This window comes from Ensifer adhaerens, from assembly GCF_001270265.1.
Lineage (GTDB): Bacteria > Pseudomonadota > Alphaproteobacteria > Rhizobiales > Rhizobiaceae > Ensifer > Ensifer adhaerens_B.
In genome coordinates, this window is record NZ_LGAP01000030.1 from 1 (window position 1) to 24,809 (window position 24,809).

Genomic DNA, 24,809 nt, shown 5'->3' on the forward strand with positions numbered 1-24,809 from the left:
TGCGGCAGATGGCCCGCATCGACGGCTCCAAGGGCGAACTCTTGGCCCGCATCGCCGAGGCGCTCGGGCAGATCAGCGAGTTGCGCATCAAGCTGATGTCGATCGACCAGAACAACCGCAAGGAAACGCAAGGCCAGATCGTCGGCATCGAGGCCAAGATCGCCGAACTGAGCGAACGCGCGGTGGCGGCCAAGGACCGGCTGTCGCGCATGGACGTGCGCGCCCCCGTCGACGGTCTCGTCTACGACCTGCAGCTCCACACCATCGGCGGCATCATCGCCCCCGGCGCCACCGCCATGTCGATCGTGCCCGAGGGCGAGGACCTGACGGTCGAGATCCGCATCCCGCCGGCCGACATCGACCGCATCGCCCCCGGCCAGCCGAGCCGCATGCGCTTTACCGTCTTCAACCAGCGCACCACCCCCGAACTCGACGGCCGCATCGACGTCGTCGCCGCCGCCACCACGCTCGACCGCAACACCGGACAGCCGTTCTATCTCGCAACAGTCGAGATCACCGAGCCGCTCGACAAGCTCGGCAGCCGCAAGCTGATGCCCGGCATGCCGGTCGAGGTCTTCGTCCAGACCGACGAGAGAACCGCGATCTCATACCTGACAAAACCATTCACCGACCAGATGCTGCGGGCCTTCCGCGAGGAGTGAGGGGGAGAGTGTCGGTAGGGGTAAACGGTAGCGACAGGATCTATCGCTTGGCAACAGCATGGCAAACGTACGCGAACGTTTGAGGCGCGCACAACGAGTGGTGCGGTTCATGTGGCACCAAGTCGGCGTGGAAATTCCTGCCGCAGCAAAGGTCTTCGTACTCGGAATTGAACCCGGCGCAAGCGCGCTTGGCCGTCGGCGCGGCGGCTGCGGGCTCGGGCAGCGTTTATTTGCTCAGCGCGTCCTTCAACGCTTTGGCCGGCGCGATTAGGTGTATACCTTCGACGGCAACGGCTGGAAGCAGGTGGGCAAACTGCCGCGCGGGCTGGCCTCTGGAGTTTCATTTGCCGTGCCCGGCGGTGTTCTCTTCGTCAGCGGCGAAGACAGTTAGGGCAAGCTCCGCAACGAAGTCTTCCTGCTCAAATGGGACGGCAGCATCTGTCGATCGAGAACTGATGCCGGTTCAGACGCTGCGGAATGCCTGACTTTCCGCAGCGTCCGTTCAAATCTGCAGTGTAGTATCCATCGTGTCCGCCGGAGCGGGTGTGGGCGACCACGACGGAAGCGGAAATGTCATTCGGCGAACAGATCGGGTCCGAACACCTCGTAGTGGATGCGCGATTCGGGAATGCCAAGGCTCAGCAAGGCGTCATGCTGCATCCGCATGAAGGGGATCGGGCCACAGATGTAGTAGTCGGCGCCCTCGAGCAGGATCTCCTTTTCAATCCGCTTGATGTCGACAAGGCCGGACCAGTCATAGTCTCGCCCCTGAACATCTTGCGGCAGCGGTTCGTTGTAAAACACGAACAGCCTCAGATTGTCGTAGCTCTGCGCCGCGTCGCGCAATCGGTCGCGCATGGCATGCACGGCGCTGTTGCGCGCTCCATGGACAAACACCACCTGCCGGGGCGGATGCTGCAAGGCCTTCTTGAGCATGCTGATCATGGGAGTGAGGCCGACACCGCCGCTGATCAGGACAATCGGCGTGCTGGCGCTGACATCGATGAAGAAGCTGCCGTACGGAGCGGCGAGATTGATTTCGTCGCCAACCTTGACCTGATCGTGCAACAGACAGGAGACATAGCCAGGCGTAGTCGGCCCGCCATCTTCGCGCTTTACCGAAATGCGGTAGCTCCGGCCATTCGGCGCGTCTGACAGGCTGTACTGCCGGATCTGCTGCAAGCCGAGTTGCGGGACCTGGACCGCGACGCTGATGTACTGGCCCGGTTCGAAGCTCGCAACCGGCTCGCCGTCAACCGGCTCCAAGACGAACGAGGTGATGACGTCGCTTTCGGGTCGCTTGTCGCGGACGACGAACCTGCGCCAGCCAGTCCATCCGCCCGATCGCTCCGCGGAACGCTCATAAAGTTCGCTTTCCATGCCGGCCAGGATGTCCGCCAGGTTTCCGTACGCCTGGGCCCAGGCCGAAATGATCTCGTCCGTCGCGGCTGCCCCGAGCACCTCCTTGATGGCTGCAAGCAGGTTTTCGCCGACGATCGGATAGTGCTCCGGCCGCACGCCGAGACTCGCATGCTTGTTGGCGATGTCTTTCAGCACAGCCGAAAGGCTTTCGGGATTCTCGATATTTGCCGCATAGGCATAGACCGCCCGGGCCAGCGCCTGCTGTTGTTCGCCTCGTTCCTGGTGCGCCATGTTGAAGATGTTCTTCAATTCGGGATGTGCCTGGAAGAGGCGCTTATAGAAATGCTGGACGATGGCGTATCCATGCTCGGCCAATACGGGTGCCGTTGCCTTGACGATATCCTTGGTTTTTTGCGTCAGCATGGGATTTCTCCTTTTCGCATGCGCTTCTGGCCCGACTTTGGGCAATTAGCGCGGTCGGTTTAGGGGGGCTTGCAAGAGCGGGATCAGCGCGACGCCGTCACACCGGCGACCCGCTGAGGGGCGCTCTGATCCAGGTCTAATCGGTGTCGTTTTCCTTTTTGCGTTTCACGCTGCCTGCGCGTCGATGCGCAAGAGCGAACCGAGAACAGCCTTGTTCTGGATGATGTCGGCGAGCGTGTATTTGTCGAGAACTGTAAGAAAGGCTGCGAGCGCTTCGTGCAGCATGCCCTTGAGCCGGCAGGCCGGCGATATCGCGCAGGCCCGGCCATTCGCCTGCATGCATTCGGCCAGTGAGAAATCCTCTTCCGTTGCGCGCACCAGCGCGCCGATGGCGATCTCAGCCGGCGGCTTGGCAAGCCGGATGCCGCCCGCCCGGCCGCGTGTCGTCTCGACCAGCCCGAGGTCGCGCAGGGTCTGCGCCACTTTGAGGAGGTGATTGCGCGAAAGCCCGTAGGCCTTCGCCACGTCGTTCACGGTGCACACGCCATTCTGTCGCGCGGCGACGTAGATCAGCATGCGCAGGGCATAGTCCGTGTGGAGCGTCATTCGCATCGGCAAATCCGGCTTTTCGAAGGTGCATTAAAGAGGTATTTCAGATGTCACTTTTAGCGCGAGGACCGCTGCCCTGAAAGTGCCAAAGCGTCGCAGTCCCGATCCGGTCAGGCAAAAACAGATAGGCTCATCCATCCCTTACAGACCGGAGTTGCCGATGATTGAAAAACTCTTCGCCAGGAATCGGACATCGTCAGCGGAGCGCAAGGCCGGGAAGGCCGATTATTTCGAGCGCCTATCGTTCATGGTCCATTCGCGCCTTAAGGTGAACGACGAGCTTAAGCACGCAGAGACTTCTTCTGCGACATCCCTGGTGCGACGTTCAAGTTGCGCGCAGTGTACAGGACCAATGTCCTTCCGCGCCGAGCTTCCTGACGACAGCGAGCAAGATTTTCTGTACCTCAATCGCCGCCCGCGTCGGCGGATGGTTGACCGGCATGTCGAGGACAAGTCGGCGGGTGAGGCCGGGACGCGTCAGGACGACGGCCGACAGGGTCCCCTTTGCCCGATCGTCATGGACGGCACCCCGGCCAAGGATCGATAGGCCAAGACCGGCGCGGATTGCCGCCTTCGTGCTTGCCACTCCTTCAATTTCGCGCACGACGTTCATCTCTCGTCCGAATATCAGCGCCTGCCGTTCAAGAAGAATGCGGATTCCGTGGCGGCGGGTGGGCATGATCAGCGGCATGCCGAGCACCTGCTCCACCGTCACCTCGGCATCGGGAGAAAGCTGCCCGAAAGGGCCGACCAGATAAAGCGTTTCATCGAAGAGGGGCACGGAGGTCGCTTTGGCGACACTGTCCAAGGTGACCGCGAGATCGTGGACACGCGTATCGATGGCCGCGCGAAGCGCCTGGCTGTCACCCTCGCTGACCGTCAGGCGTATCTTCGGAAATCGACGGGAGCATTCTTCGATCACAGGGACCGAAAGCGTCGGACAGATCGAACTCAAGATGCCAAGCGAGACGTCGCCAGTCGGATATTTCGCCTGTTCCTTCGTGGCGGCTTCCGCCTGATCGAGAGCACGAAGAATGGCCTGGGCGTGGGAAAGCAGTGTTTGTCCCGCCTCGGTGGCGGTCACGCCCCGAGGCGTCCGGTTCAGGAGCTGCACGCCCAGCTGTTCCTCGAGCCCACGCATATGCAGGCTAAGTGCCGGCTGCGCGACACCGAGCTCGCTGGAGGCACGTGTAAACGATCCGAGCTCGGCAATCTTCGCGAAATAGCGCATTTTCAGAAGGTCGAGAGCCAAGGCGTGCTCCAGGAAAATCTATACCGAATCGATATAGCCAATATCTTCAATATATATTTGTTTGAATTGCCCTTCAAATCTAAAAAAGCCTGACAGCGTGAGGATGCGCTGCCGAGGAGGAGAATATGAAGCTGAAGCTATTCCTGGTTGCTGCGCTTTTTGCCGCCGCAGCTTCCCACACCACGATCGCGTCTGCCGGCCAGCTTGATGACATCAAGGCCGCTGGTGCCCTGAATTGTGGTGTTCTGACCAACTCGCCGCCACTCGGTTTCCAGGACCCCAATACACGTGAGCCTTCTGGCTATGAGATCGATCTTTGCGGCATGTTCGCCGAATATATCGGCGTCAAGCCCAAGCTCACTCCGGTTTCGCCGCAGACCCGGATGGCGGAATTGACCCAGGGCCGCGTCGATATTCTGGCGTCGCTCCTTAGTTACAGCAAGGAGCGCGCGGAGCAGGTTGATTTCAGCGGCGCCTACATCGCGGAAGATTTCAATTTTGTCGTTCTCGATGCCTCGGACATCAAGTCAGTCGATGATCTGTCGGACCAGCGCATCGGTCTCGTCAAGGGATCGGTACTCATCCCGTTGACGGAAAAGAGGCTTCCCGACGCACGGGTGCTGTCGTTCGAGACGAGCGCCGCATCCTTCCTCGCCCTCCAGCAGGGCAAGGTCAAGGCGACCGTCTATCGTTATTCCGAGGGCAAGGCGGTCCAGCGAAACGCGGGTGACGACATCAAGGGCCTGCGTTTCCTCGACGAGCCGCTCCTGTCGATGCCGTCGGGCTTTGCCTTCCGCAAGGGATCTCCTGAACTCGTGAAAGCCGCGGACGAATTCCTGGCAAGCATCGAGAAGAACGGAGAGGGACAGAAGCTCTATGACAAGTGGCTTGGCAAGGATTCCGATCTGAAGGCAACGCGGAAATTCGATTTCGGCAAGCCGCAAAAGACGTGGTTCGCGAACTGATCCTGAGGAACGGCGTGGGCTTGCAAGAACATGGGCTACCAGCTCGATTTTGGTAAAGTCCTGCAGGGTGAGTATCTCGAACTCATCCTGCAGGGGGTTCAGACCACAATGGTACTTTTCGTGCTGTCGTGGATTTTCGGGCTGGTGCTCGCGATCGTCCTGACCGTCGTTCGGGCGATCGAGTTTCGGCCGACGCAATTACTCGTCGCGGCCTTCGTCGAATATCACCGGAATGTTCCGGTGCTCATCCAGCTGTTCGTCTGGTATTTCGGGCTCGCGGTCGTGCTGCCCGACGTCGTCAACGACTATCTGAACGATATCGGGGCGGAGATCGGTTATGCGATCGTGGCTCTGGCGCTGAACAAGGCCGCATATATGTCGGAAGATTTCCGCAGCGGCATGCGATCGATCCACCCCGCGCAGATGGAGGCGGCACGCTCGATCGGCTTGACGTATCTCGGCGCGATGCGCTGGGTCATCCTGCCTCAGGCATGGCGCCTGGCGCTGCCGGCCCTTCTTGGCCAGACGCTCATTCTCTTCAAGGGCACGAGCCTTGCCGCGGGTATCGGCGTTGCGGAGTTGAGCTATCAGGCACGCTACATCGAGGAACAATCCTTCCGGATATTCGAGGCCTACGGCATCGCAACGGCCATCTACATGCTGATTTCCTTCGCGATCATGTGGCTTTCCTCGGCTCTCTCCAAGCGCTTCCGGCTGAGGGTGAAATAATGCTCGAGATCCTTCGCGAATACGGTCTCATGCTGCTGGTCGGCGAATATCCGCATGGCAAGCTCGGCGGCCTGGCCCTGACCCTGATCATCTCGATCGCCAGCCTTGTCATTACTTTTCCCTGCGCGGTCATGATCGCGCTGGCGCGAACCGGCCAGTCTCGTCCTTTCAAGGCGGTTGCAAGCGGCTTCGTTCATTGTGTGCGCGCCGTACCGCTTCTGATGCTGATCTTCTGGGCTTATTTTGCGCTCCCGATCGTCATCGGCTTTCCGATCGACGCCACCTACACGCTGATCCTGGCAATCGTCATCTATCAGGCCGCCTATCTCGGCGAGATCATCGCGGCGGGGATCGAAGGTCTATCGAAGGGACAGATGGAGGCCGCCAAGGCGCTCGGCCTCGGCTATATCCCGACAACCTTTCGCGTAATCCTGCCGCAGGCGCTGTTCAATGTCATTCCGGGCATCGTCAATCAGCTAACGACCATCATCAAGGAATCGTCGCTCGGTTCGATCATCGCAGTCTCCGAGCTTTCCTATGTGATGTTGCAGGTCAATTCGAACGAGGTGACCAAGCCGCTGCAGATCTTCGGGATCCTGGCCGCCACCTACTTCATCCTGTGCTTCGCGCTCAGCCAGGCAACGAGCTGGCTGGAACGGGGCATCGCAAGCAAGCGGACAGGGCGCGTGGTCGTGGAGGCCGTGGCATGATCGAATTTGATGGTGTCTCGAAGTGGTACGGGGCCGTCAGGGTCCTCAGGAACATTTCCGCGAAGGTCGAAAAGGGAGAGACCATCGTCCTTTGCGGTCCGTCAGGCTCGGGAAAGTCGACGCTGGCGCGCACGGTTAACCGGCTGGAGCCGATCCAGGAAGGCACGATCAAGATCGATGGCACGGACATTCACGCCAAATCGATGAACGTGAATGCGTTGAGGACCGGAATCGGCTTCGTCTTCCAGCAGTTCAATCTTTTTCCGCACCTGAGCGTCGTCGACAATGTCATGCTGCCGTTGCAGCGGATCCGCCAGCAATCGCGCAAGGAAGCCTTGCCGACCGCGCTCTTGATGCTCGAGCGCGTCGGCCTCGCGGACAAGGCCAACGCCCTTCCGGCCGACATTTCCGGCGGCCAGTCCCAGCGGGTGGCCATTGCCCGGTCTCTGATCCTGAAACCTCAGGTCTTGATCCTGGATGAGCCGACTAGCGCGCTTGATCCCGAGATGGTGGGGGAGGTCCTGAAGCTCCTGCGCGAACTGTCGAGCGAGGGCATCACCATGATGTGCGTGACCCACGAGATGGGCTTTGCCCGCGAGGTATCCGATCGCATCTGGTTTCTCAGGAACGGAGAACTGACGTTCGAGGCCAAGCCCGACCTTTTCTTCTCCAGCAATACCCACCCGGATGTGCGGGGCTTTCTGTCCTCGATCCATTGAACGCAGCAACTCAAGAACATTCGAAGGTCACCATGAGCCACATCAAACAGGTTTCTAAACGCCCGACGGCCGCCGAAGTTGAAGCGGTTGCCAAATTCTCGCCGGCAACGATCCATGAGGCTCAAGGCCGGCGGGGCGCGCTGTCGTCCCGCATCAAGCCGGTCGACTATCGCATGAAGCTTTGTGGTCCGGCCTTCACGGTCCGCTGCGCGCCGCGCGACAACATCATGCTCCAGCTTGCGATCAACTACGCCAAGCCCGGCGACATCATCGTCGTCTCAGCCGGCGAATATGAGGAAGCGGGCTCCTTCGGGGACGTGCTCGCCAATGCCTGCCTGGCAAAAGGCATCGGCGGACTGGTGACGGACAGCGGCGTGCGCGACACGCTGCAATTGCGCGACCTCGGCTTCCCGGTCTTTTCGCTCAGCGTCTGCATCAAGGGAACCGTCAAGGAGACACTGACCGCCACCAACGAGCCCGTCGTGGTCGGAGGCGAGCTCATTCATCCCGGCGACATCATCGTTGGCGATGCCGACGGCCTGGTCGTTGTCAGGCGGGAAGAGGCCCATGAAGTGGCAAGGTTGTCGGAGGCGCGCGAAGCGGCCGAAGCCGAGTACATTGCGGCATACAAGGCGGGCAAATCAGTCATCGAAGTCAGCAATCTCGAAGCGGTGCTGAAGGCGAAAGGCCTCGTCGTCGAGGCGTGAGTGTGGAGCACATCTGGCATGGGTGCCGACCTCCCGCGCAACCGCGCGGGCTTGGGCGTCGATGCCGCATGCCCTGAATACTGTCGGAGAAATATCATGAGCAAGATCGAAATCCTTCAGGTCGGCCCTTATCCCGCGTGGGACGAGGAACGCCTGAACGCGAGTTTCACCATGCACCCCTATTTCCAGGCGTCGGACAAGGCGGCGTTTCTGGCAAAGCATGGCGGTGGCATCCGGGGTATTGCGACGCGGGGCGAGCTTGGGGCGAGCCGGGCGATGATCGAGGCGCTGCCGAAGCTGGAGATCATTTCGGTCTACGGTGTCGGGTATGACGCGGTGGATCTTTCGGCGGCGCGCGAACGGGGCATCCGCGTCACCAACACGCCTGATGTCTTGACCAAGGACGTTGCCGATCTCGGCGTCGCCATGATGTTGGCGCAGGCGCGCGGCGTCATCGGCGGCGAGACATGGGTAAAGAGCGGCGACTGGGCGAAAAAGGGCCTTTATCCGCTGAAGACGCGCGTCCACGGCAAGCGGGCTGGCGTCCTCGGTCTCGGCCGCATCGGCTTCGAGGTCGCCAGACGCCTTGCCGGTTTCGACCTGGAAGTCGCCTATAGCGACACCGGCCCGAAGGACTATGCGAAAGACTGGACCTTCGTCGCCGACCCGGTCGAGCTTGCCGCCCGTTCCGACTTCCTCTTCGTGACGCTCGCCGCCTCGGTCGAGACCCGTCATATCGTCGGCCGCAAGGTCCTCGAGGCGCTCGGACCGGAGGGCATGCTGATCAACATCTCGCGCGCTTCCAACATCGACGAGGAAGCCCTGCTCGACGCGCTGGAGGCCAGGAGCCTCGGTTCTGCCGCCCTTGATGTTTTCGAGGGCGAACCGAACCTCAACCCGCGCTTCCTGGCGCTCGACAATGTCCTGCTCCAGCCGCATATGGCGTCGGGCACGGTCGAGACCCGCAAGGCGATGGGCGCGCTGGTCTTCGACAACCTGTCGGCCCATTTCGACGGCCGCGCGCTGCCGACCGCGGTTCTGTGAGGGCGGCCCGATGAAAGCGATCGTCATTCATGCGGCCAAGGACTTGCGTATCGAGGAGAGTAGCCTCGAGGCGCCCGGCGCGGGGGAGGTCGAGATCCGCCTTGCCGCCGGCGGCATCTGCGGTTCGGACCTTCACTACTACAACCACGGCGGCTTCGGCACGGTACGGCTCAAGGAGCCGATGATCCTCGGCCATGAAGTCTCCGGCCATGTCGCGGCGTTGGGCGAAGGCGTGTCGGATCTCGCGATCGGCGATCTTGTCGCCGTCTCACCCTCGCGCCCCTGCGGCTCTTGCGAATACTGCCACAAGGGTCTGCCGAACCATTGTTTCAACATGCGCTTCTACGGCTCGGCCATGCCCTTTCCGCACATCCAGGGCGCCTTTCGTCAACGGCTCGTCGCCAAGGCAAGTCAGTGCGTGAAGGCGGAGGGCTTAAGCGCTGGTGAGGCGGCGATGGCGGAGCCGCTTTCGGTGACCCTGCACGCCACGCGCCGGGCCGGAGAGATGCTCGGCAAGCGCGTCCTCGTCACCGGCTGCGGCCCGATCGGGACGCTCTCGATCCTTGCCGCCCGCCGTGCGGGGGCGGCCGAGATCGTTGCGGCGGATCTTTCGCAAAAGGCGCTCGGCTTCGCCCGTGCCGTCGGCGCCGATCGGACGATCAACCTGTCGGAGGCATCGGACGGGCTTGTCGCCTACAGCCAGAACAAGGGCTATTTCGATGTGCTCTACGAATGCTCAGGCGCCGCCCCGGCGCTTGTTGCCGGCATTGAGGCCCTTCGGCCGCGTGGGGTCGTCGTCCAGCTCGGTCTTGGCGGCGACATGAGCATCCCGATGATGGCGATCACGGCGAAGGAACTGGATCTTCGCGGCTCCTTCCGGTTCCATGAGGAGTTTGCTGTCGCCGTCAAGCTGATGCAGGGTGGCCTGATCGACGTCAAGCCGCTGATCACCCATACCTTGCCACTGTCGGATGCGCTCAGGGCTTTCGAGATTGCCTCCGACAAGGGACAATCGATGAAGGCGCAGATCGATTTCAGCTGATATGCGAAGCGACAAACCGCTCCGGGAGGAACATGAGCATCCAACTCTTCGACCTGACGGGCAAACGCGCCCTTATCACCGGCTCGTCGCAGGGCATAGGCCTTGCGCTGGCGCGCGGCCTGGCCGAGGCAGGCGCCGAGGTCATCATCAATGGGCGCGATGAGGAAAAGCTGAAGGCGGCGGCCGAAAGCCTCGGAGCAAGGCATACACTCGCCTTCGACGCCACCGATCATGATGCGGTGCGCATTGCCATCGACGCGTTCGAAGCTGAAGTCGGCGCAATCGACATTCTCGTCAACAATGCCGGAATGCAGCACCGCACGCCGCTGGAGGACTTTCCGGCTGATGCCTTCGAGCGGCTCTTGAAGACCAATGTTTCGACTGTCTTCAACGTCGGTCAGGCGGTTGCCCGCCACATGATAAAGCGCGGTTCCGGCAAGATCATCAACATCGCCAGCGTGCAGACGGCGCTCGCTCGCCCCGGCATTGCGCCCTATACGGCCACAAAGGGCGCGGTCGGCAATCTGACCAAGGGCATGGCGACCGACTGGGCGAAGTACGGTCTGCAATGCAACGCCATCGCGCCTGGCTATTTCGACACGCCGCTGAACGCCGCGCTCGTCGCCGATCCGGCCTTTTCCGCCTGGCTGGAAAAGCGCACGCCGGCCGGACGCTGGGGCAAGGTCGAGGAACTCGTCGGCGCCTGCATCTTCCTGTCTTCGGATGCTTCCTCTTTTGTGAACGGACACGTGCTCTATGTCGACGGCGGGATCACGGCTTCTCTCTGAGGCGCGCCCTCATTCCGGTCGAGGCCGCATCGTCCTGATGGGCGTCGCCGGTTGCGGCAAGTCCGCAGTGGGTGCGGCGCTCGCGACGCGGCTCGGTGTGCACTATCTTGATGGCGACGATCTGCATCCACCGGAAAACATCGCGAAGATGAGCCGCGGCGAACCGCTCACCGACGACGACCGCTGGCCCTGGCTCACGCTCGTCGGGCAAAGGCTCGCGTCTTCGCACGGTATCCTCATCATCGGTTGCTCGGCGCTCAAGCGCCGCTATCGCGACCATATTCGCAAGGAGGCGGAAGGTCCCGTCACCTTCGTCCACCTTTCCGGCTCGAAGGAGCTGATCTCCGCTCGCATGGCCGCCCGCGCGGGCCACTTCATGCCCACGATCCTGATCGACAGCCAGTTCGAAGCCCTCGAACCGCCAACCCCGGACGAAAGCGCGATAACCGTCGATATCGACAAGGCTCTTGACGGCATCGTCGACGAGATCCTGCTAACCATAACATCGGCTTAGCAAAACCCAAGTGCCAAGTGGACGTTCGACTGGCTGAGCACCAGCTTGTTGAAGGGAATGTCGCACGAGGACGACAAGGCGATCTTCTGAACGGCAGTTGCCATCATGTCCGACGAGTCCGTTATTTTGATCAATCTGCTGAAGGCCAACCCGGGAAGCACGATGCGCTGATCGCGTTCTTGAGGCGGAACACCAGCACGGTGGTCCGCACACGGCGATCCACGGAAACCCCATGCGCGCTGCCGACGCCGGTGCCAGCGAAAGCGAGATCAAGGTGCCGTAGTGCGGTTTTTGGTGCACATGCTGCAACACCGGCTCAAGTTCTGACTTGCGCGCGGGCGGGGGACCGTGATCCGCGAAGCGTCGGGGGGGGGAGAAATCGCGCCGTGGTCACTCGGGCAACCCCGCCCGGCGCAGGCCATCGGCGAACCGCGCAAAATCCTCCGAGCGATGGATCGGAAGCCAGTCCTTGAGGTTGGAGATGCGCAAGGATGGGTCGAGGGTGCGCAGGCGCTGCATCGCCTGCCGCGCTTCCTCTTGTCTTCCCGCAAGCGCTTGGCTCGACGCCAACAGAGCGGCTGCTACAAGGAGGCTTGGCAAGTTCCCGAGCGCCATTTCCGCCCAGGCAGAGGCGGAATCGAAGCGCCCGGCGAAAAAATGCGCGAGAGACGTCGCCGCCTGCATGCGAAACATTTCTGGATCCAATGGGCTCAAACGAACGGCATGGCCGAGATCCTCGATCGCGCCACCCGTTTCACCACGGAAAACGCGCAGGGCCGCACCAAGGAACCAGGCGGGGGCGAAATTGGGATTGAGCAGCCGTGCCCTGTCGATGAGCGCGATGCCGCCGTCAAGATCGCCGGCAAGATGCCCGAGCGCGTGCCCGCCTCGTGTCAGCGCGACCGCATCATCCCGGCCAAGTTCCACGGCCAGCCGGGCCAGCCGCACGCCTTCGGCGATCTCGCGGGGGCGGTCGACCATCCAGCCGTTCAGCTTGCGCCAGAAATAACACCAGGCCGCCCCGCCATAGGCTGATGCAAATTCGGGGTCGAGCTCGATTGCCTTGTAGAACAGGGTGAGTGCGGTCTCGATCGCTTCGCGGGTGCCGATATGCAGCTTCGCCATGCCGCGCAGGTAGTAGTCGTAGGCATCCAGGCTTTCCGTCGGCTTGCGCTTGGCGCGTTCGATTTCCGCCCGTTCGAGTTGCGGCGAGATCGCGCCGACGACGCTTGCCGAAATCTGGTCCTGAAGTTCAAAGATGTTGTCGAGCGCGCCCTCGAAGCGCTCTGCCCACAGATGCGCCCCGGTCGTGGCGTCTATCAGTTGCCCGGTGATGCGCACCTGGTTGCCGGCCTTGCGCAGGCTGCCTTCGAGCACATAGCGCACGCCCAGTTCTCGGCCGACTTCCTTCACATCCACCGCCCGGCCCTTGTAGGTAAAGCTCGAGTTGCGCGCGATGACGAACAGCCAGCGGATGCGCGACAACGCTGTGATGATGTCTTCGACCACGCCGTCGGCGAAATACTCCTGCTCCGGATCGCCGCTCAGGTTCTGGAACGGCAGCACGGTTATGGATGGCTTGTCCGGAAGTACGAGCGCAGACGGTTGCTCCTTCAATCTGTCGGAGTCGTGTTCAGTGGCGCCAGCCCCGCCAGGCCGGCGTGCCTGTCCGGTCTCACCGGCCGCGATGTCGCCCACGAAGCGGAAGCCCTTGCGCGCGATCGTGCGAACCAGGCGCTGCTCCTCGCCGCTGTCTCCGATGGCCTTGCGAACCGCGTTGATGTGGCTGGTGATCGTCGATTCCGAGACCACCCGGCCGCCCCACACCGCCTCCAGCAGGTCGTCCTTGCTGACGACCCGGTTGCTGTTCGCCACGAGGTGCAGCAGAAGGTCGAAGACCTGCGGTCCAACGCCCACGACTTGCCCGTGCAAGGTCAGTTCCCTGCGCTCCTGATCGAGCACGTAGTCTCCAAACATGAACTGCAAGGCCGGTATCCCTGACCGAGTGCCATCGGCTGGTGGCCGAGGCAACTGACGAAAAATATCTGACATCGATCGCGAACGCCTGGACCGCCCACCCGCCTGAAAGGGCGTCGGCCAGGCAGGCGTCTTGGACATATATTCAAGCATCCTCCAAGGGCAATTCAAGCTTGCCGCAAGGACTTCCCGCAAACCCGCAGGTACTCTCCATTTGCATAGACGGCAATGGTTGCGGTCGAGAAAAGCGGAGAAAGCCCATGAAGATCGTCGTCATCGGAGGCACCGGCCTCATCGGATCGAAACTTGTGAAGAACCTGCGCGAGCGCGGTCATGACGTACTCGCTGCCTCTCCCAACACGGGCGTGAATACCATTACCCGCGAGGGCCTCGCAGGAGCGATGGATGGCGCCGAGATCGTCGTCGACGTGGCGAATGCGCCGGTTTGGGAAGACAAGGCCGTGCTGGAGTTTTTCGAGACCTCGGGTCGTAACCTGTTGGCGGCCGAAGCTGCGGCGGGCGTTCGCCACCACATTGCCCTGTCGATCGTCGGCAGCGAACGGCTTCCGGACAATGGCTACTTCCGGGCGAAGATCGCACAGGAAAACCTTATCAAGGCGTCCGGCATTCCCTACACCATCCTGCGCGCCACGCAGTTCTTCGAGTTTGTCGACGGCATTGCGCAATCGGCCACCGTCGATGGCGAGATCCGCCTGTCGCCGGCGCTCTTCCAGCCGATCGCGTCCGACGACGTGGCGGCCGCGCTCACCGATGTCGCACTCGCACCGCCGGTCAACGGCACGGTCGAAGTCGCCGGCCCGGAAGCTGTTCCGCTCGATGAGCTGGTGAGGCGCTTCCTCTTGGCAAAGCGCGACACGCGCAAGGTCGTGCCCGACGTTCACGCACGCTACTTCGGCGCCGTGCTTAACGATCAGTCGCTGACACCAGGCGAGAAACCGCGCCTCGGCAGGATCCGCTTCGAGGACTGGCTCGGCCAGCAAGCCGCACATTGAGGTTTGCGCCGGCAAAACAGAAAAGTCTCGCCCGGGACCTGGCACCATTTCCCGACAAATACTCTCGAAGGAGAATGACAATGCTTACACGGTTGCTTCAGGCCTTTGCCCTGACCGCGCTCTCGATCACCGCGGCGTCGGCCGCCGACCGGCCCGAGGGCAAGATCACGATCGTCTTCGACCACGCCCTTCCCAACGTCCCCGGCAAGAGCATGAAGGGCGTGCTCGTTGAATACGGGCCGGGTGGCGCATCGCCCGGCCATACGCACCCGGACTCATCCTTCATCTATGCAACCGTGCTTGAAGGCTCGATCCGCAGCAGCGTCAACGGGTCGCCGGAAAGGGTCTACGAGGCCGGCGACAATTTCTACGAGGAGCCCGGCGCCCGTCACGGCGTCAGCGCGAACGCCAGCGACACGAAGCCGGCGCGACTGCTCGCGGTGTTCATCGTCGACACCGACGAGAAGGAACTGACGACGCCTATCGGCGAGTGACGCATTGAACGCGTTTCGGCGTATGCAGCCCTGGACGCAAGTCCAGGGCTGCCCGCGGTCACTTTCATTCAACAGGAACTGAGAAAATGGATTCGCTCGAGGACAAGCTGGCTTTCGTTGAAGGCTCCGCAACTGGTGGCGCCGCGACGCAAGGCAAAAAGAAAAAGGTCGTCGGTCTGCTTTTGTGCCTCGGTGCCGTGATCGCCGTTGCCGGCGGATGGGCCTGGGCTCGTCCGAGCGGCGAGGCGTCGACCGACAATGCCTATGTGCGCGGTGATGTGACCTCGCTTGCCCCAAAGGTCGCAGGCTATGTCATGGCGGTTGAGGTCGACGACAACCAAACCGTAAGCGCAGGACAGGTGCTGTTCCGGATCGATGATCGAGATTACAGGGCACGGCTTGCCCAGGCGGTTGCGAATGTGGAAGCTGCTCAAGCCCGCCTCATCAATGTCGACGCAGAGACAGAGCTTCAGCACGCCCTCATTCGACAGGCCGAGGCACAGAAACGTTCGGCTGTCGCCGAGATGGATCTGGCGACCAAGGCCTCTGGCCGCCGGCGCGAACTGATCCGCAGCAACACGATCAGCCAGGCGCATGTCGATGAAAGTGACGCGGCACGGTCGAGGGCCGAGGCGAGCGTATCGGCCGCCTCCGCGACGGTCGAGGCTCAACAGCAACGCATCGCCGTCCTTGGCGCCCAGCGCGATGCTGCCGTCGCCGCCGTGGCACAGGCGGAGGCCGCCCGCGATCTGGCCCAGATCGATCTCGAAAGCACCGTGGTTCGCGCGCCTGTTGCCGGTGTTGTCGGCAACCGTCAGGTTCGCGTCGGCAGGCTTGTTGCGCCGGGCAACGCCTTGCTCGATATCGTTCCGGTCGCCGGTGTGTGGGTCGTGGCGAACTTCAAGGAGACCCAGCTCGAACATATCCAGCCCGGCCAGCGTGTACGCATTCGCATCGACGGTTATCCCAACGATGCCCTTGAGGGCGTAGTCGACAGTTTTGCGCCTGGCAGCGGGTCTGCCTTCAGCCTGCTCCCCACCGACAATGCGACGGGCAACTTCGTTCGTGTCGTCCAGCGCGTCCCGGTGAAGATCCGGCTTGCCGGCAATCCGCTGCTCGGTCGTCTGGTTCCGGGCCTTTCCGCGCGCGTCGCGATCGATCTGGGGAGGGGATCATGACCACGGCCGTCACTGCGGTCCCGAGCCGTGAGAGATCGACGGCGGGGGCCCTTCTTGTCGCGGGCATCGTGCTTGCCGCACTGACGGAGGCGATCGCCAGCACCGTCCTGTCGCTCGGGCGTGGTGATATCATCGGCGACACATATGCGACGCCAGATCAGTTCGCCTGGCTGGATGTCGGATACACCAGTTTCAAACTCATCGGGTTCATGGTGGCCCCTTGGCTGCTAAGCCGGATCAATCCGCTCCACCTGATCATTGCCTCAACACTTGCCATGGGCATGGCGTGCGGCATTGCCGCCGCAGTTGCTCGCTTGGACCTGCTGGTCGTGCTTCGTCTGATTCAGGGCTTGTCCGGCGGCACCCTGCTGGTTAGCGGCCAGGCGATTATCTTCTTCGCCTATCCACGAACCCATCAACCGGTGCTGCAAGCATTGTTCGCCATCGGAGCCGTCGTCGCGCCGGCGACGATCGCCCCGGCGCTTCAGGGATGGTTGCTGGACAGCCAATCCTGGATGTGGATCTTCTTCAGCATTGTCCCGGTGGCGCTTGCGGCTGCGGGCCTTCTGCTGATCGCAGACGGGCCAATGCCCGCGAAAACGGCGCATCGCCCGTTTGACTGGATTGGCTTCGCACTAATGTCCGTCGCGCTCTCCTGTTTCACTTATGTCCTCAGCCAGGGCAGCCGATGGGATTGGTTCGAGGAGCCCCGCATACTGTGGTTGACGGTGATCGGTATGGTCACTCTGCTGGCGTTTCTCGGCCAACAGGTGCTGGCAAAAGGGCGGGGCATGCTCGACTTTACCCTGTTTAGGTCGGAGGATTTCAGCTTCGCCTTCATCGTCAGTTTCGTCGCCGGCGCCGCCTTGTTCGGCAGCGCTTTCCTCATTCCGTCATTTGCCGTGTCCGTTCTCGCGTTCACGCCCACCGACGCCGGGCAGCTCCTGTTGCCGAGCGGCGCACTGTTCATCGGCGCACTCCTCCTTGCGGCCTATCTGATGCAGGCTCGCCATCTTCCGCCCTTCGCCACGGTACCTTTTGGAATCCTGATGATCATGGTGGCGATGTGGATGCTGTCCGGTTCGACCAGCGAGAGTGGTGCGGACGACATGATGGCAGCGATCCTGTTGCGCGGTCTGGGTCTTGGCTTCCTGTTTCTATCGATTACCCTGATTGCCTTCAGCAACCTCAACAGCCGAAACCTTGCTTCTGGGATCGGCCTCTTCAATACGGGTCGCCAGCTTGGCGGACTAATCGGGGTCGCAGGCCTCCAGACATTGATCGATCATAACGTCGCCGCCAATGTCGCAGTGCTTGCCGCCGACGTGACCGCAGGGGAGATTGCGGTCCTCGAACGGCTGAAGACCACGACGGCCATGCTGATGGCGAAAGGGATGGAAGGAGCCGCCGCAAGCCGGGCAGCGACAAGCCTTTTGGGCCGGGTCGTGACAGGTCAGTCGACAGTGATTGCCTTCGACACTGCATTCACCGCAGTCGCACTGCTTTTCTTGGTTGCCGCCCCGGTGCTGGTCGGCATCAAGATCGCATTGGCCCGATATGCAAAGGCACGCGCTCGGCGGATGCTAGGCAAAGCAGTTCAACTGTGAAAGGCGGACGACACAGGATTTTTCCGGATCATCGCTCGCGGCGATAAAGGCGATCCTCTCGAAAACTAACCCTTAATTCGCGCATGTACATTGGTAAGCGCTCGCGCCAAGGCGTCTGATCCGCCCTCTTGTTCGAAGTCCCGGAAAGCTTGCTCATTCAATCCACCCTTGGTGGAAAACTCGCGGCTGAGCTCGATGAACGCAACATCCTCGCCCGCCGCAGCCGCCGTTTGCGACAGCTCCGCAAACAGCGGAGCGAGATAGGCGCGGGCTTTTTCTTCCGGCAGCCCTCGATCGGCGAGCCACTCCGTCGTGCGCTGCATGATCCCGAAATAGGTGCCCATCAGGGCGCTCGCCGCTGCGAGGAGATCGTATTCTTCCCTGGTATCGCATTCCACGGCGTTGCCGAGCGCATTGAAGATCGCAGCGGTTTGATGATCCGGCGGATAGACGGCCGTGACACCTTTCCGCCTGGACACAAAAGGCAGTGGAATAGCCTGGGTCAGGTGCACGTCCGCCCCGATCCAGTCCGATAGCGTGGGTCGGCCGGTTGCTGCGATGACGCTGATTACCTTCTGGCCGTCGCGGAACCGGAGGGGGCGGATGACCGCTTCGGCGATCTGCGGCCGGATCGCAAGGACGACGGTATCGCACTCATCGATGATCGTCTGATTGTCGACTGAGACGACAACGTTGGGGAGATCGGCGGCGAGTTTTGCGGAAATTTCCGCATTGCGCGACGAAAGCATGACCTGCGACACGGCGACTGGCTTGGCGAGAAGGCCACGCACCATTGCGTCGGTGATCGTGCCGGTTCCGATGAATCCGATCTTCTGAGGGAGGGGCATGGTCTATTCCGCAGCCGCGAGGGGACCGAAAGCGACGTCGGTCGTGTAGTTTTCGCGCAGGAACGCGATGAAGTTGTCCTGGAATTGACGGGTATGGGCATGCGCCAGTTCATCGGCGCGCTCGACGTTCTTTTCCCGGATCGCCTCCAGCATCAGTTCATGCTCGTCGGTCAAGAGATAGCCGTCGCCCGTGCGCTCGAGATACTCGAAATGCAGGTGCAGCATGCGCTGACCCTGGTTGAGCAGCCGCTCGTAAAAGGAGGCGAGATAGGTGTTCTTCCCGGCGTAGGCGACGGCCATGTGGAATTGCTTGTTGGCCTCCGACATCTTCAGGTGAAGGCCGGTCCTGACCGCGGCCTCGAATTCCTTCTGGCGTTTGGCGATGATCTTCAGATCCGCATCGGTCCGAAGCGCTGCGGCAAGCCGCGTGTTCATGCGCTGGGCGACATCGAGCGCCTCGACATACTTTGGAAAGCTGGCGACCTCGATCGGGGCGACGATCGTACTGCGATTGGAAAGCGTAACCACCAGATCCTCGCCCGCCAGCCGGATCAGCGCCTCGCGCACGGGCGAACGGGACATGTCGAAGCGTTCGGCAAGCGTCGTCTCATCCAGGAGCTGGCCCGGGGGCAGGGCGAGGGCGAGGATTTCGTTTCGCAGCGTGTCATAGACGCTTTTCCAGCCGGTGCCGCGCACCCGTTTCGATTCAATTTCGTCAGACACTTACGTCCCTTTCCGTATTTCACCGGCATTGGGCCAGAAAAACGACCGCGCAGCAATTGTAAAATTTCCGCTTGACTTTGTCGACACGGAGACGACATAAATTTGTCAGTCGACACGTAGCCGACACAAAAAGACAAAAGAACGGCCGCAGCCGACCGGTGGAACAGCGCATAACGCGCGCAAAAATGGGGTATGCACATGCTTTCGAGAGTGATGACGTCCGCGCTGCGGGCGACGGCGGCGCTCGTCCTGGTGGCGAGCCTTTCTCCTACGGCCGCATCGGCTGAGACCGCAGAAGGATATTGGCAGGGCGTCCAGAAGACCGGGACGCTGCGTTGCGGAGCGGCGGGGGGCCCGCCCTATGTCATGCGTGGTCCGGCAAGCGGGGGGTATTCCGGCTTCTTCGCCGACCTCTGCCGGGAATTCGCGGAAGTCCTGAAGGTGAAGCCCGAATTCGTCGACACGACCTGGGACAATATCGTCGCCGGACTTCAGGCCGGCAAATGGGACGTGTCGCTGGCGCTCAACCGCACACCGGCACGGGCCATGGCCGTTCAGTTCTCCGTTCCGGCGATGGAGTATCAGATCTCACTTGCCTACAACAAGGACAACCCGAAGATCCCGGCTGGTGCGGCCGCAGTCGCCGATATCGACAAGGCCGACGTCACGCTTGCGGTCATGTCGGGAACGGCACAGGACAAGGCCATCTCGGCGGCAATCAAGAATGCAACGATCCTTCGGCTCCCCGGCAACGACGAAACTCGTCTGGCCGTCGTCTCCCGCCGCGCCGACATCCTCGTCGATGCTTCGGATACCAATCAGCTCTTCACGCAGTCCAACCCGGATTGGGCGGTCGCTTTGAACCCTACCCCGGCACTTGCCAAGCAAGGCGTTGCCTTCGGGCTACCGCACCAGCTTTCGGCGGCCGATGTCGAAGTGGTCAACATCTTCCTCGAGGAGAAGGTCGCCACCGGTCACGTGCAGGACCTGATCCGCAAGGCCGTCGACGACGTCTTGAAAGCGTCGAACTGAACGATGACGGAGCCGGGCGGATGTCCCGGCTCTACACCACTTGTCGGCCAAGGAGGAATGTCATGACGTCCGCATCCGCTCCGCTCGTCTCGATCCGCTCGCTTCACAAGAGCTACGGTCCGCATATTCAGGTGCTCAAGGGGCTCGATATCGAGATGAAGCCCGGCGAGCGCGTGGTCGTCATCGGGCCCTCGGGCGGTGGCAAGTCGACGCTTCTGCGCGTGATGATGGGCCTCGAAAAGATCGACAGCGGCTCGATCACCTTTGGCGGAAAGCCCTATATCTCGTCCGCGAACGCTGACGCGAAGACCGCCATCAACACCGACGTCCGCCGTTCCATCGGCATGGTGTTCCAACATTATACGCTGTTTCCGCATCTCAGCGTCATCCAGAACCTCGTGCTCGCCCCCTGCAAGGTGCGCGGCGAGAAGAAGGCGAGCGCCACACAGCGGGCGCAGGCCCTGCTTGAACGCTTCGGCCTTGGCGGCAAGGCGAACGCTTTTCCGGCCCAGCTCTCCGGCGGGCAGAAGCAACGGGTCGCGATCGCCCGCGCCCTGATGCTCGATCCGAAATTGATGCTGTTTGACGAAGTGACCTCGGCGCTCGATCCGGAGCTCGTGGCCGAAGTCGAGCAGGTGATCCTCCAGCTCGCCGAGCAAAACCTGCCGATGATGATCGTCACCCATGACATGTGGTTCGCGAAGAACATCGCCTCCCGCGTCATATTCTGCGCCGGCGGGGTGGTCGTGGAGGACGGCCCACCGGAACAGGTTCTGGGCTCGCCGCGCGAGGAACGAACGCGCGATTTCATCGACCGCGTCTTTCACATCAAGCAATAGGAGATGGCGGTGAACTATACGTTCGACTTCAACGCCGTTTCCCTCGGTCCGCTTTTAGATGGGCTGATAGTCACCCTGAAACTGACGGTCGCCGCCAACATCATCGGCGTCGTGCTCGGCTTCCCCTTGGCACTGCTCATCATGAGCCGTGTTTCGGCCATCCGCATGCCGGCGATGCTGTTCGTCGAGTTCTTCCGCTGCACGCCGGCCATCGTTCAGATCGTCTGGTTTTTTTATTGCGTGCCGATGCTCTTCAACGTGTTCCTCGGATCAACGACCATGGGCATCCTGGCGCTCGGCCTGAACCTTATGGCTTTCAATGCGGAGGCCTATCGCGCCTCGATCCAGGCGGTCCCGCGCGAGCAGGTCGATGCCGGCATTGCTCTTGGGCTTAATCCGCTCCAGCGCGTCCTTTACATCGTGCTGCCCAATGCGCTGCGCGCCTCCGTCCCGGTGCTGCTGACCAACGGCATCGTCATCTTCCAGCAAAGCGCCCTGGTTGCAATCGTTGCCGTGCAGGACCTGATGTACCAGGCAAAGACGCTGGCGACCGAAACCTACCGGCCGATCGAAACCTTCACCATCGCTGCGCTCATCTACTTCGCGGTATCTTTCCCGGTCACGCAGATCGTCGGTCATCTCGAACGCCGCCGTCAGGTCATGACGAGCTAGGAGGCAGCCAATGTCGCTCGATTTCTCAGTTCTCCTGCGCTTCCAGGAAGCGCTCGCGCTTGGTCTGTGGACGACCGTGAAGCTGACGCTCATCTGCATCGTGCTGGGGTGCTCGCTCGGCTTCCTCGTCGGTCTTTCCAGAACGTCGCCGAGTGCGATCGTGCGCGGCATTGCCAGTATCTATGTGGAGTTCTTCCGCGGGACGCCGGTGCTGATCCAGCTCTTCTGGATCTTTTTCTGCCTGCCGCTGGTGCTCGGCGTGGAACTCTCCAATCTGGCCTCCGGCGTCATCGCGCTGACGCTCTACATGGGCGCGATAACCAGCGAGACGTTTCGCGCGTCGCTCAAATCCGTCGGGCGCGAGCAGATGGATGCCTGCATCGCGCTCGGCCTACCGCGACGGGTTCAGGTGACGAATGTGATCCTGCCGCAGGCGGTGCTTCGTGCCGCGCCGACGCTTTTGTCCAATTGCATCAGCCTGTTCAAGGAAAGTGCGCTGGTCTCGGCCGTGGGCATGGCCGATCTGATGTTCGTCGGCCAGAACATTTCCAACAACACGGCCCGGCCCGTCGAGGTGCTGACGATCGTCGCCCTCATCTACTTCGCCATCGCTTTTCCGCTGACACGGGCCGTCACGCTCGTCGAAGGCCGCATCCTCAAGAAACTCGCCATCTGATCCGAATCCCAAGACAGGAGACACTCATGAAACTCTCAGGCGTCATGCCGGCCCTCGTCACTCCCTTCGACGCGAACAACCGGGTCGATTTCAAAGCTTTGGAAAAGCACATGACGGCGCTTCGCGCGGCCGGCGTCACCGGCTGGGTGCCGATGGGATCGACCGGGGAATATTTCTCCATGTCGAACGCAGAACGTGAGGACGTGCTGAAGTTCGTCAAGGATTTTGCCAACGAAGGCGAGGCGCTGATCGCCGGCACAAATGCGCCGGCCACCCGCGAGGTGATCGAGAACACAGTACGGGCGAAAGAAATCGGCTACGACACCGTGCTGCTGGCGACCCCCTTCTATACCCGCCCGACGCAGGAGGAACTGCTTGCCCATTACCAAGCCGTACTTGATGCGACAAACGTCAACCTCGTGCTCTACAACTATCCGCCGAAGGACGGCATCGAGATATCCTTCGAATTGCTGGATGCACTCGCAGATGATCCGCGCGTAATCGGAATCAAGGAAAGCTCGGGTATTCTACAGCGCGCCGTCGACATCCATGCGCGCTATCACGGTCGAATCGACCTGATTTCCGGCTCCGACGACATTGCCCTCGACTTTATGTTCTGGGGTGCCGACTGCTGGATCTGCGGCCCGGCCAACTGCATGGCCAAGGCCTGCGTTGATCTCGACCGCACGTTCCGTTCCGGCGATCTCGCCAAGGCCCGCGAGCAGATGACGACGCTCTATCGGGCGATGAACATCCTCGAAAGCGGGAAGTTCGTGCAGAAGATCAAATACGGCTGCGAGCTTCAGGGCACACCGGTCGGCATGTGCCGTGCGCCGCTCGGTGAGTTGACCGAGCAGGAGAAGGCAGACTTCCGCGCGGCGGTCGCGCCGATCTTGAACTGACAGGACTGAGCCGGAGGCTTTTCCCTCCGGCTCCCCGAGCTTTCGAGGAGCAGCCCCCGTGTCATCCATCGCCGTCGTCGGCGCCGGCATCATCGGCACAACAATCGCCTACCGACTTCAGCGCTGCGGCTTCACGGTGACGCTGATCGATCGCGATGCGCCGGGTAGGGGCGCATCCTATGGCAACATGGCGAGCATCGCCGTCACGGAGTTCATGCCGGCCTCGCGCCCCAGCGTCTGGGCGCAGATGCCGAAATGGCTGATCGATCCGCAAGGGCCTGTTCGCATCCGGCCGGCCTACATACCGAAGCTGATCCCCTGGTTCGTGCGTTTTCTTGCCGCCAGCCGGCCCTCGAAGCTGCGTGAACTGGAGGCGGCGGGGGCTGCCCTTTGTGGCCGCGTGCATGAGGACCTCGATGCGTTGCTGCAGGAAACGCGGCTCACTTCCATGTTGAGCGCAAAAGGTTGCCTTAGCCTCTATGCCGACGAGGCGGAGTTTCACGCCGACCGCGACCACATCGAAGTTCTGAAGCGCTTTGGCTTCCGCCATGAAATCCTCGCCGGCAACGCCATCCGCGATATCGAGCCTGCCTTGACCAGGAAGATCACCAAGGCCGTGCTGCTTCCCGACAATCGTTCAGTGGCCAACCCTTACCTTCTGGTGGCGGCGCTTGCCGAGAAGTTACAGGCGCTCGGCGGCCGCATTCAGTCCGGCGAGGTCGTCAGCTTCGAGGAAGGCGAGGGCGGCGTTTCGGCGCTGCGCTTTGCCGACGGACGCCGGTTGGCGACGGATCGCGTGGTCCTGGCGGCCGGCGCGTTTACCGGCCGGCTGTCGCGTCTGATCGGCGAGCCGATCCCGCTCGAAACCGAGCGCGGCTATCACACGCAGATCATGGCGCCCGGCATTTCCTTGGACCATTCCATCATCTGGCCGGCGCGCGCCTTTATGGTGACGCCGACGGCGGGTGGCATCCGCGTTGGCGGGACCGTGGAGATGGCGGGGCTTGATGCAGCCCCTGACTATCGCCGCGCGAAGGTGCTGGTGAAGCGGGCAATCGAAGCGCTGCCCGCCCTAAAAGTCGAACAGACGAGTGAATGGATGGGGCATCGTCCTGCTCTGCCGGACACGGTTCCCGTCATCGGCCCCTCGGCCAAGCGCAAGAACGTCTTTTATGCCACCGGCCACGGCCATCTCGGTCTCACCTATGCTGCCACGACCGGCCGCCTGATCGTCGACCTCATGATGGGCGCAACCCCGCCCATCGATCTTAAACCCTACCGCGTCGACCGTTTCTGAGATTGGCGCAGGGCAAACGGAAAGA

The 24,809-nt window shown here is 61.8% G+C and carries 26 protein-coding genes and 1 pseudogene; 21 read left to right on the forward strand and 6 right to left on the reverse strand.

Going from position 1 to position 24,809, the window contains the following annotated elements:
* Both AC244_RS28345 and AC244_RS38350 read left to right on the forward strand, forming a co-directional pair.
* Positions 1-662: HlyD family efflux transporter periplasmic adaptor subunit (locus AC244_RS28345; RefSeq protein WP_152976142.1), on the forward strand; the 662-nt coding region annotated here is incomplete at its 5' end.
* Positions 663-933: 271 nt separating this feature from the next.
* Positions 934-1,050 (forward strand): annotated as a pseudogene (locus tag AC244_RS38350) (N-acetylneuraminic acid mutarotase); the annotation flags it as partial.
* 185 nt (positions 1,051-1,235) lie between these two features.
* On the opposite strand, the gene hmpA reads toward AC244_RS38350, so the two are convergent.
* From hmpA to AC244_RS28360, 3 genes are all read right to left on the reverse strand, one after another.
* Positions 1,236-2,447 (reverse strand): NO-inducible flavohemoprotein, encoded by a 1,212-nt coding sequence (hmpA, locus tag AC244_RS28350; protein ID WP_053252170.1) that lies wholly within the window; start codon positions 2,445-2,447, stop codon positions 1,236-1,238.
* Positions 2,448-2,612: 165 nt separating this feature from the next.
* Positions 2,613-3,053, reverse strand: a complete 441-nt coding sequence (locus AC244_RS28355; RefSeq protein WP_321166239.1) for an Rrf2 family transcriptional regulator — start codon at positions 3,051-3,053, stop codon at positions 2,613-2,615.
* A gap of 328 nt (positions 3,054-3,381) precedes the next feature.
* Entirely contained in the window at positions 3,382-4,308 is a 927-nt protein-coding gene (locus AC244_RS28360) for a LysR family transcriptional regulator (RefSeq protein WP_053252172.1), read from the reverse strand.
* A 125-nt stretch (positions 4,309-4,433) separates the two neighbouring features.
* Here AC244_RS28360 and AC244_RS28365 point away from each other — a divergent pair, with 125 nt between their 5' ends.
* From AC244_RS28365 to AC244_RS28405, 9 genes are all read left to right on the forward strand, one after another.
* Positions 4,434-5,273 carry a transporter substrate-binding domain-containing protein gene (locus tag AC244_RS28365; protein WP_053252173.1) on the forward strand — a complete coding sequence of 280 codons (840 nt, stop codon included), beginning with the start codon at positions 4,434-4,436 and terminating at the stop codon, positions 5,271-5,273.
* A gap of 30 nt (positions 5,274-5,303) precedes the next feature.
* Positions 5,304-6,002, forward strand: coding sequence for an amino acid ABC transporter permease (locus AC244_RS28370; RefSeq protein ID WP_053252174.1), 699 nt, complete (start codon positions 5,304-5,306; stop codon positions 6,000-6,002).
* Positions 6,002-6,712, forward strand: coding sequence for an amino acid ABC transporter permease (locus AC244_RS28375; RefSeq protein ID WP_053252175.1), 711 nt, complete (start codon positions 6,002-6,004; stop codon positions 6,710-6,712). Before AC244_RS28370 ends, AC244_RS28375 begins: the two co-directional genes overlap by 1 nt.
* On the forward strand, positions 6,709-7,431 hold the full coding sequence (locus tag AC244_RS28380; protein WP_053252176.1) for an amino acid ABC transporter ATP-binding protein: 723 nt from the start codon (positions 6,709-6,711) through the stop codon (positions 7,429-7,431). The genes AC244_RS28375 and AC244_RS28380 overlap by 4 nt, the downstream gene beginning before the upstream one ends.
* A gap of 32 nt (positions 7,432-7,463) precedes the next feature.
* On the forward strand, positions 7,464-8,138 hold the full coding sequence (locus AC244_RS28385) for a 4-carboxy-4-hydroxy-2-oxoadipate aldolase/oxaloacetate decarboxylase (RefSeq protein WP_053252177.1): 675 nt from the start codon (positions 7,464-7,466) through the stop codon (positions 8,136-8,138).
* A 96-nt stretch (positions 8,139-8,234) separates the two neighbouring features.
* Positions 8,235-9,182 carry a 2-hydroxyacid dehydrogenase gene (locus AC244_RS28390; protein WP_053252178.1) on the forward strand — a complete coding sequence of 316 codons (948 nt, stop codon included), beginning with the start codon at positions 8,235-8,237 and terminating at the stop codon, positions 9,180-9,182.
* Between the two features lie 10 nt (positions 9,183-9,192).
* A complete protein-coding gene (locus AC244_RS28395) occupies positions 9,193-10,224 on the forward strand; it encodes an L-idonate 5-dehydrogenase (RefSeq protein WP_053252179.1) in 1,032 nt (343 codons plus the stop codon).
* Between the two features lie 32 nt (positions 10,225-10,256).
* Positions 10,257-11,012 carry an SDR family oxidoreductase gene (locus AC244_RS28400; protein WP_053252180.1) on the forward strand — a complete coding sequence of 252 codons (756 nt, stop codon included), beginning with the start codon at positions 10,257-10,259 and terminating at the stop codon, positions 11,010-11,012.
* Positions 10,981-11,526, forward strand: a complete 546-nt coding sequence (locus AC244_RS28405) for a gluconokinase, GntK/IdnK-type (RefSeq protein ID WP_082367221.1) — start codon at positions 10,981-10,983, stop codon at positions 11,524-11,526. The genes AC244_RS28400 and AC244_RS28405 overlap by 32 nt, the downstream gene beginning before the upstream one ends.
* Positions 11,527-11,916: 390 nt before the next feature.
* Here AC244_RS28405 and AC244_RS28410 read toward each other — a convergent pair whose 3' ends face one another.
* The gene (locus tag AC244_RS28410) at positions 11,917-13,512 is read right to left on the reverse strand and encodes a winged helix-turn-helix domain-containing tetratricopeptide repeat protein (RefSeq protein WP_053252181.1); all 1,596 of its coding nucleotides are present in this window, start codon (positions 13,510-13,512) and stop codon (positions 11,917-11,919) included.
* A gap of 251 nt (positions 13,513-13,763) precedes the next feature.
* On the opposite strand from AC244_RS28410, the gene AC244_RS28415 reads away from it, so the two are divergent.
* From AC244_RS28415 to AC244_RS28430, 4 genes are all read left to right on the forward strand, one after another.
* Positions 13,764-14,516, forward strand: a complete 753-nt coding sequence (locus AC244_RS28415) for an SDR family oxidoreductase (RefSeq protein ID WP_053252182.1) — start codon at positions 13,764-13,766, stop codon at positions 14,514-14,516.
* Between the two features lie 80 nt (positions 14,517-14,596).
* The gene (locus AC244_RS28420; protein WP_053252183.1) at positions 14,597-15,010 is read left to right on the forward strand and encodes a cupin domain-containing protein; all 414 of its coding nucleotides are present in this window, start codon (positions 14,597-14,599) and stop codon (positions 15,008-15,010) included.
* Positions 15,011-15,096: 86 nt separating this feature from the next.
* Positions 15,097-16,188 carry an HlyD family secretion protein gene (locus tag AC244_RS28425; protein ID WP_053252184.1) on the forward strand — a complete coding sequence of 364 codons (1,092 nt, stop codon included), beginning with the start codon at positions 15,097-15,099 and terminating at the stop codon, positions 16,186-16,188.
* Positions 16,185-17,795 carry a DHA2 family efflux MFS transporter permease subunit gene (locus AC244_RS28430; protein WP_053252185.1) on the forward strand — a complete coding sequence of 537 codons (1,611 nt, stop codon included), beginning with the start codon at positions 16,185-16,187 and terminating at the stop codon, positions 17,793-17,795. Before AC244_RS28425 ends, AC244_RS28430 begins: the two co-directional genes overlap by 4 nt.
* Positions 17,796-17,860: 65 nt before the next feature.
* Here AC244_RS28430 and AC244_RS28435 read toward each other — a convergent pair whose 3' ends face one another.
* Positions 17,861-18,643 (reverse strand): pyrroline-5-carboxylate reductase, encoded by a 783-nt coding sequence (locus AC244_RS28435; RefSeq protein WP_053252186.1) that lies wholly within the window; start codon positions 18,641-18,643, stop codon positions 17,861-17,863.
* A gap of 3 nt (positions 18,644-18,646) precedes the next feature.
* Positions 18,647-19,366, reverse strand: coding sequence for a GntR family transcriptional regulator (locus tag AC244_RS28440; RefSeq protein WP_053252187.1), 720 nt, complete (start codon positions 19,364-19,366; stop codon positions 18,647-18,649).
* 198 nt (positions 19,367-19,564) lie between these two features.
* Between AC244_RS28440 and AC244_RS28445 the strand changes: the two genes are divergently transcribed.
* From AC244_RS28445 to AC244_RS28470, 6 genes are all read left to right on the forward strand, one after another.
* A complete protein-coding gene (locus AC244_RS28445; RefSeq protein WP_053252255.1) occupies positions 19,565-20,398 on the forward strand; it encodes a substrate-binding periplasmic protein in 834 nt (277 codons plus the stop codon).
* A 62-nt stretch (positions 20,399-20,460) separates the two neighbouring features.
* Complete coding sequence (locus AC244_RS28450) at positions 20,461-21,237, forward strand: amino acid ABC transporter ATP-binding protein (RefSeq protein ID WP_053252188.1); 777 nt, start codon at positions 20,461-20,463, stop codon at positions 21,235-21,237.
* 9 nt (positions 21,238-21,246) lie between these two features.
* The gene (locus AC244_RS28455; protein ID WP_053252256.1) at positions 21,247-21,909 is read left to right on the forward strand and encodes an amino acid ABC transporter permease; all 663 of its coding nucleotides are present in this window, start codon (positions 21,247-21,249) and stop codon (positions 21,907-21,909) included.
* 10 nt (positions 21,910-21,919) lie between these two features.
* Positions 21,920-22,585, forward strand: a complete 666-nt coding sequence (locus tag AC244_RS28460; RefSeq protein WP_053252189.1) for an amino acid ABC transporter permease — start codon at positions 21,920-21,922, stop codon at positions 22,583-22,585.
* 26 nt (positions 22,586-22,611) lie between these two features.
* Positions 22,612-23,487 carry a 4-hydroxy-tetrahydrodipicolinate synthase gene (dapA, locus tag AC244_RS28465; RefSeq protein WP_053252190.1) on the forward strand — a complete coding sequence of 292 codons (876 nt, stop codon included), beginning with the start codon at positions 22,612-22,614 and terminating at the stop codon, positions 23,485-23,487.
* Between the two features lie 58 nt (positions 23,488-23,545).
* On the forward strand, positions 23,546-24,784 hold the full coding sequence (locus tag AC244_RS28470; protein ID WP_053252191.1) for an NAD(P)/FAD-dependent oxidoreductase: 1,239 nt from the start codon (positions 23,546-23,548) through the stop codon (positions 24,782-24,784).
* The last annotated feature ends 25 nt before the right edge of the window (positions 24,785-24,809 follow it).

Coding starts and splice junctions, on each gene's coding strand:
- hmpA (WP_053252170.1), bottom strand. CDS start 2,447: ATGCTGACGCAAAAAACCAAGGATATCGTCAAGGCAACGGCACCCGTA.
- AC244_RS28355 (WP_321166239.1), bottom strand. CDS start 3,053: ATGACGCTCCACACGGACTATGCCCTGCGCATGCTGATCTACGTCGCC.
- AC244_RS28365 (WP_053252173.1), top strand. CDS start 4,434: ATGAAGCTGAAGCTATTCCTGGTTGCTGCGCTTTTTGCCGCCGCAGCT.
- AC244_RS28370 (WP_053252174.1), top strand. CDS start 5,304: ATGGGCTACCAGCTCGATTTTGGTAAAGTCCTGCAGGGTGAGTATCTC.
- AC244_RS28375 (WP_053252175.1), top strand. CDS start 6,002: ATGCTCGAGATCCTTCGCGAATACGGTCTCATGCTGCTGGTCGGCGAA.
- AC244_RS28380 (WP_053252176.1), top strand. CDS start 6,709: ATGATCGAATTTGATGGTGTCTCGAAGTGGTACGGGGCCGTCAGGGTC.
- AC244_RS28385 (WP_053252177.1), top strand. CDS start 7,464: ATGAGCCACATCAAACAGGTTTCTAAACGCCCGACGGCCGCCGAAGTT.
- AC244_RS28390 (WP_053252178.1), top strand. CDS start 8,235: ATGAGCAAGATCGAAATCCTTCAGGTCGGCCCTTATCCCGCGTGGGAC.
- AC244_RS28395 (WP_053252179.1), top strand. CDS start 9,193: ATGAAAGCGATCGTCATTCATGCGGCCAAGGACTTGCGTATCGAGGAG.
- AC244_RS28400 (WP_053252180.1), top strand. CDS start 10,257: ATGAGCATCCAACTCTTCGACCTGACGGGCAAACGCGCCCTTATCACC.
- AC244_RS28405 (WP_082367221.1), top strand. CDS start 10,981: ATGTCGACGGCGGGATCACGGCTTCTCTCTGAGGCGCGCCCTCATTCC.
- AC244_RS28415 (WP_053252182.1), top strand. CDS start 13,764: ATGAAGATCGTCGTCATCGGAGGCACCGGCCTCATCGGATCGAAACTT.
- AC244_RS28420 (WP_053252183.1), top strand. CDS start 14,597: ATGCTTACACGGTTGCTTCAGGCCTTTGCCCTGACCGCGCTCTCGATC.
- AC244_RS28425 (WP_053252184.1), top strand. CDS start 15,097: ATGGATTCGCTCGAGGACAAGCTGGCTTTCGTTGAAGGCTCCGCAACT.
- AC244_RS28430 (WP_053252185.1), top strand. CDS start 16,185: ATGACCACGGCCGTCACTGCGGTCCCGAGCCGTGAGAGATCGACGGCG.
- AC244_RS28435 (WP_053252186.1), bottom strand. CDS start 18,643: ATGCCCCTCCCTCAGAAGATCGGATTCATCGGAACCGGCACGATCACC.
- AC244_RS28445 (WP_053252255.1), top strand. CDS start 19,565: ATGCTTTCGAGAGTGATGACGTCCGCGCTGCGGGCGACGGCGGCGCTC.
- AC244_RS28450 (WP_053252188.1), top strand. CDS start 20,461: ATGACGTCCGCATCCGCTCCGCTCGTCTCGATCCGCTCGCTTCACAAG.
- AC244_RS28460 (WP_053252189.1), top strand. CDS start 21,920: ATGTCGCTCGATTTCTCAGTTCTCCTGCGCTTCCAGGAAGCGCTCGCG.
- dapA (WP_053252190.1), top strand. CDS start 22,612: ATGAAACTCTCAGGCGTCATGCCGGCCCTCGTCACTCCCTTCGACGCG.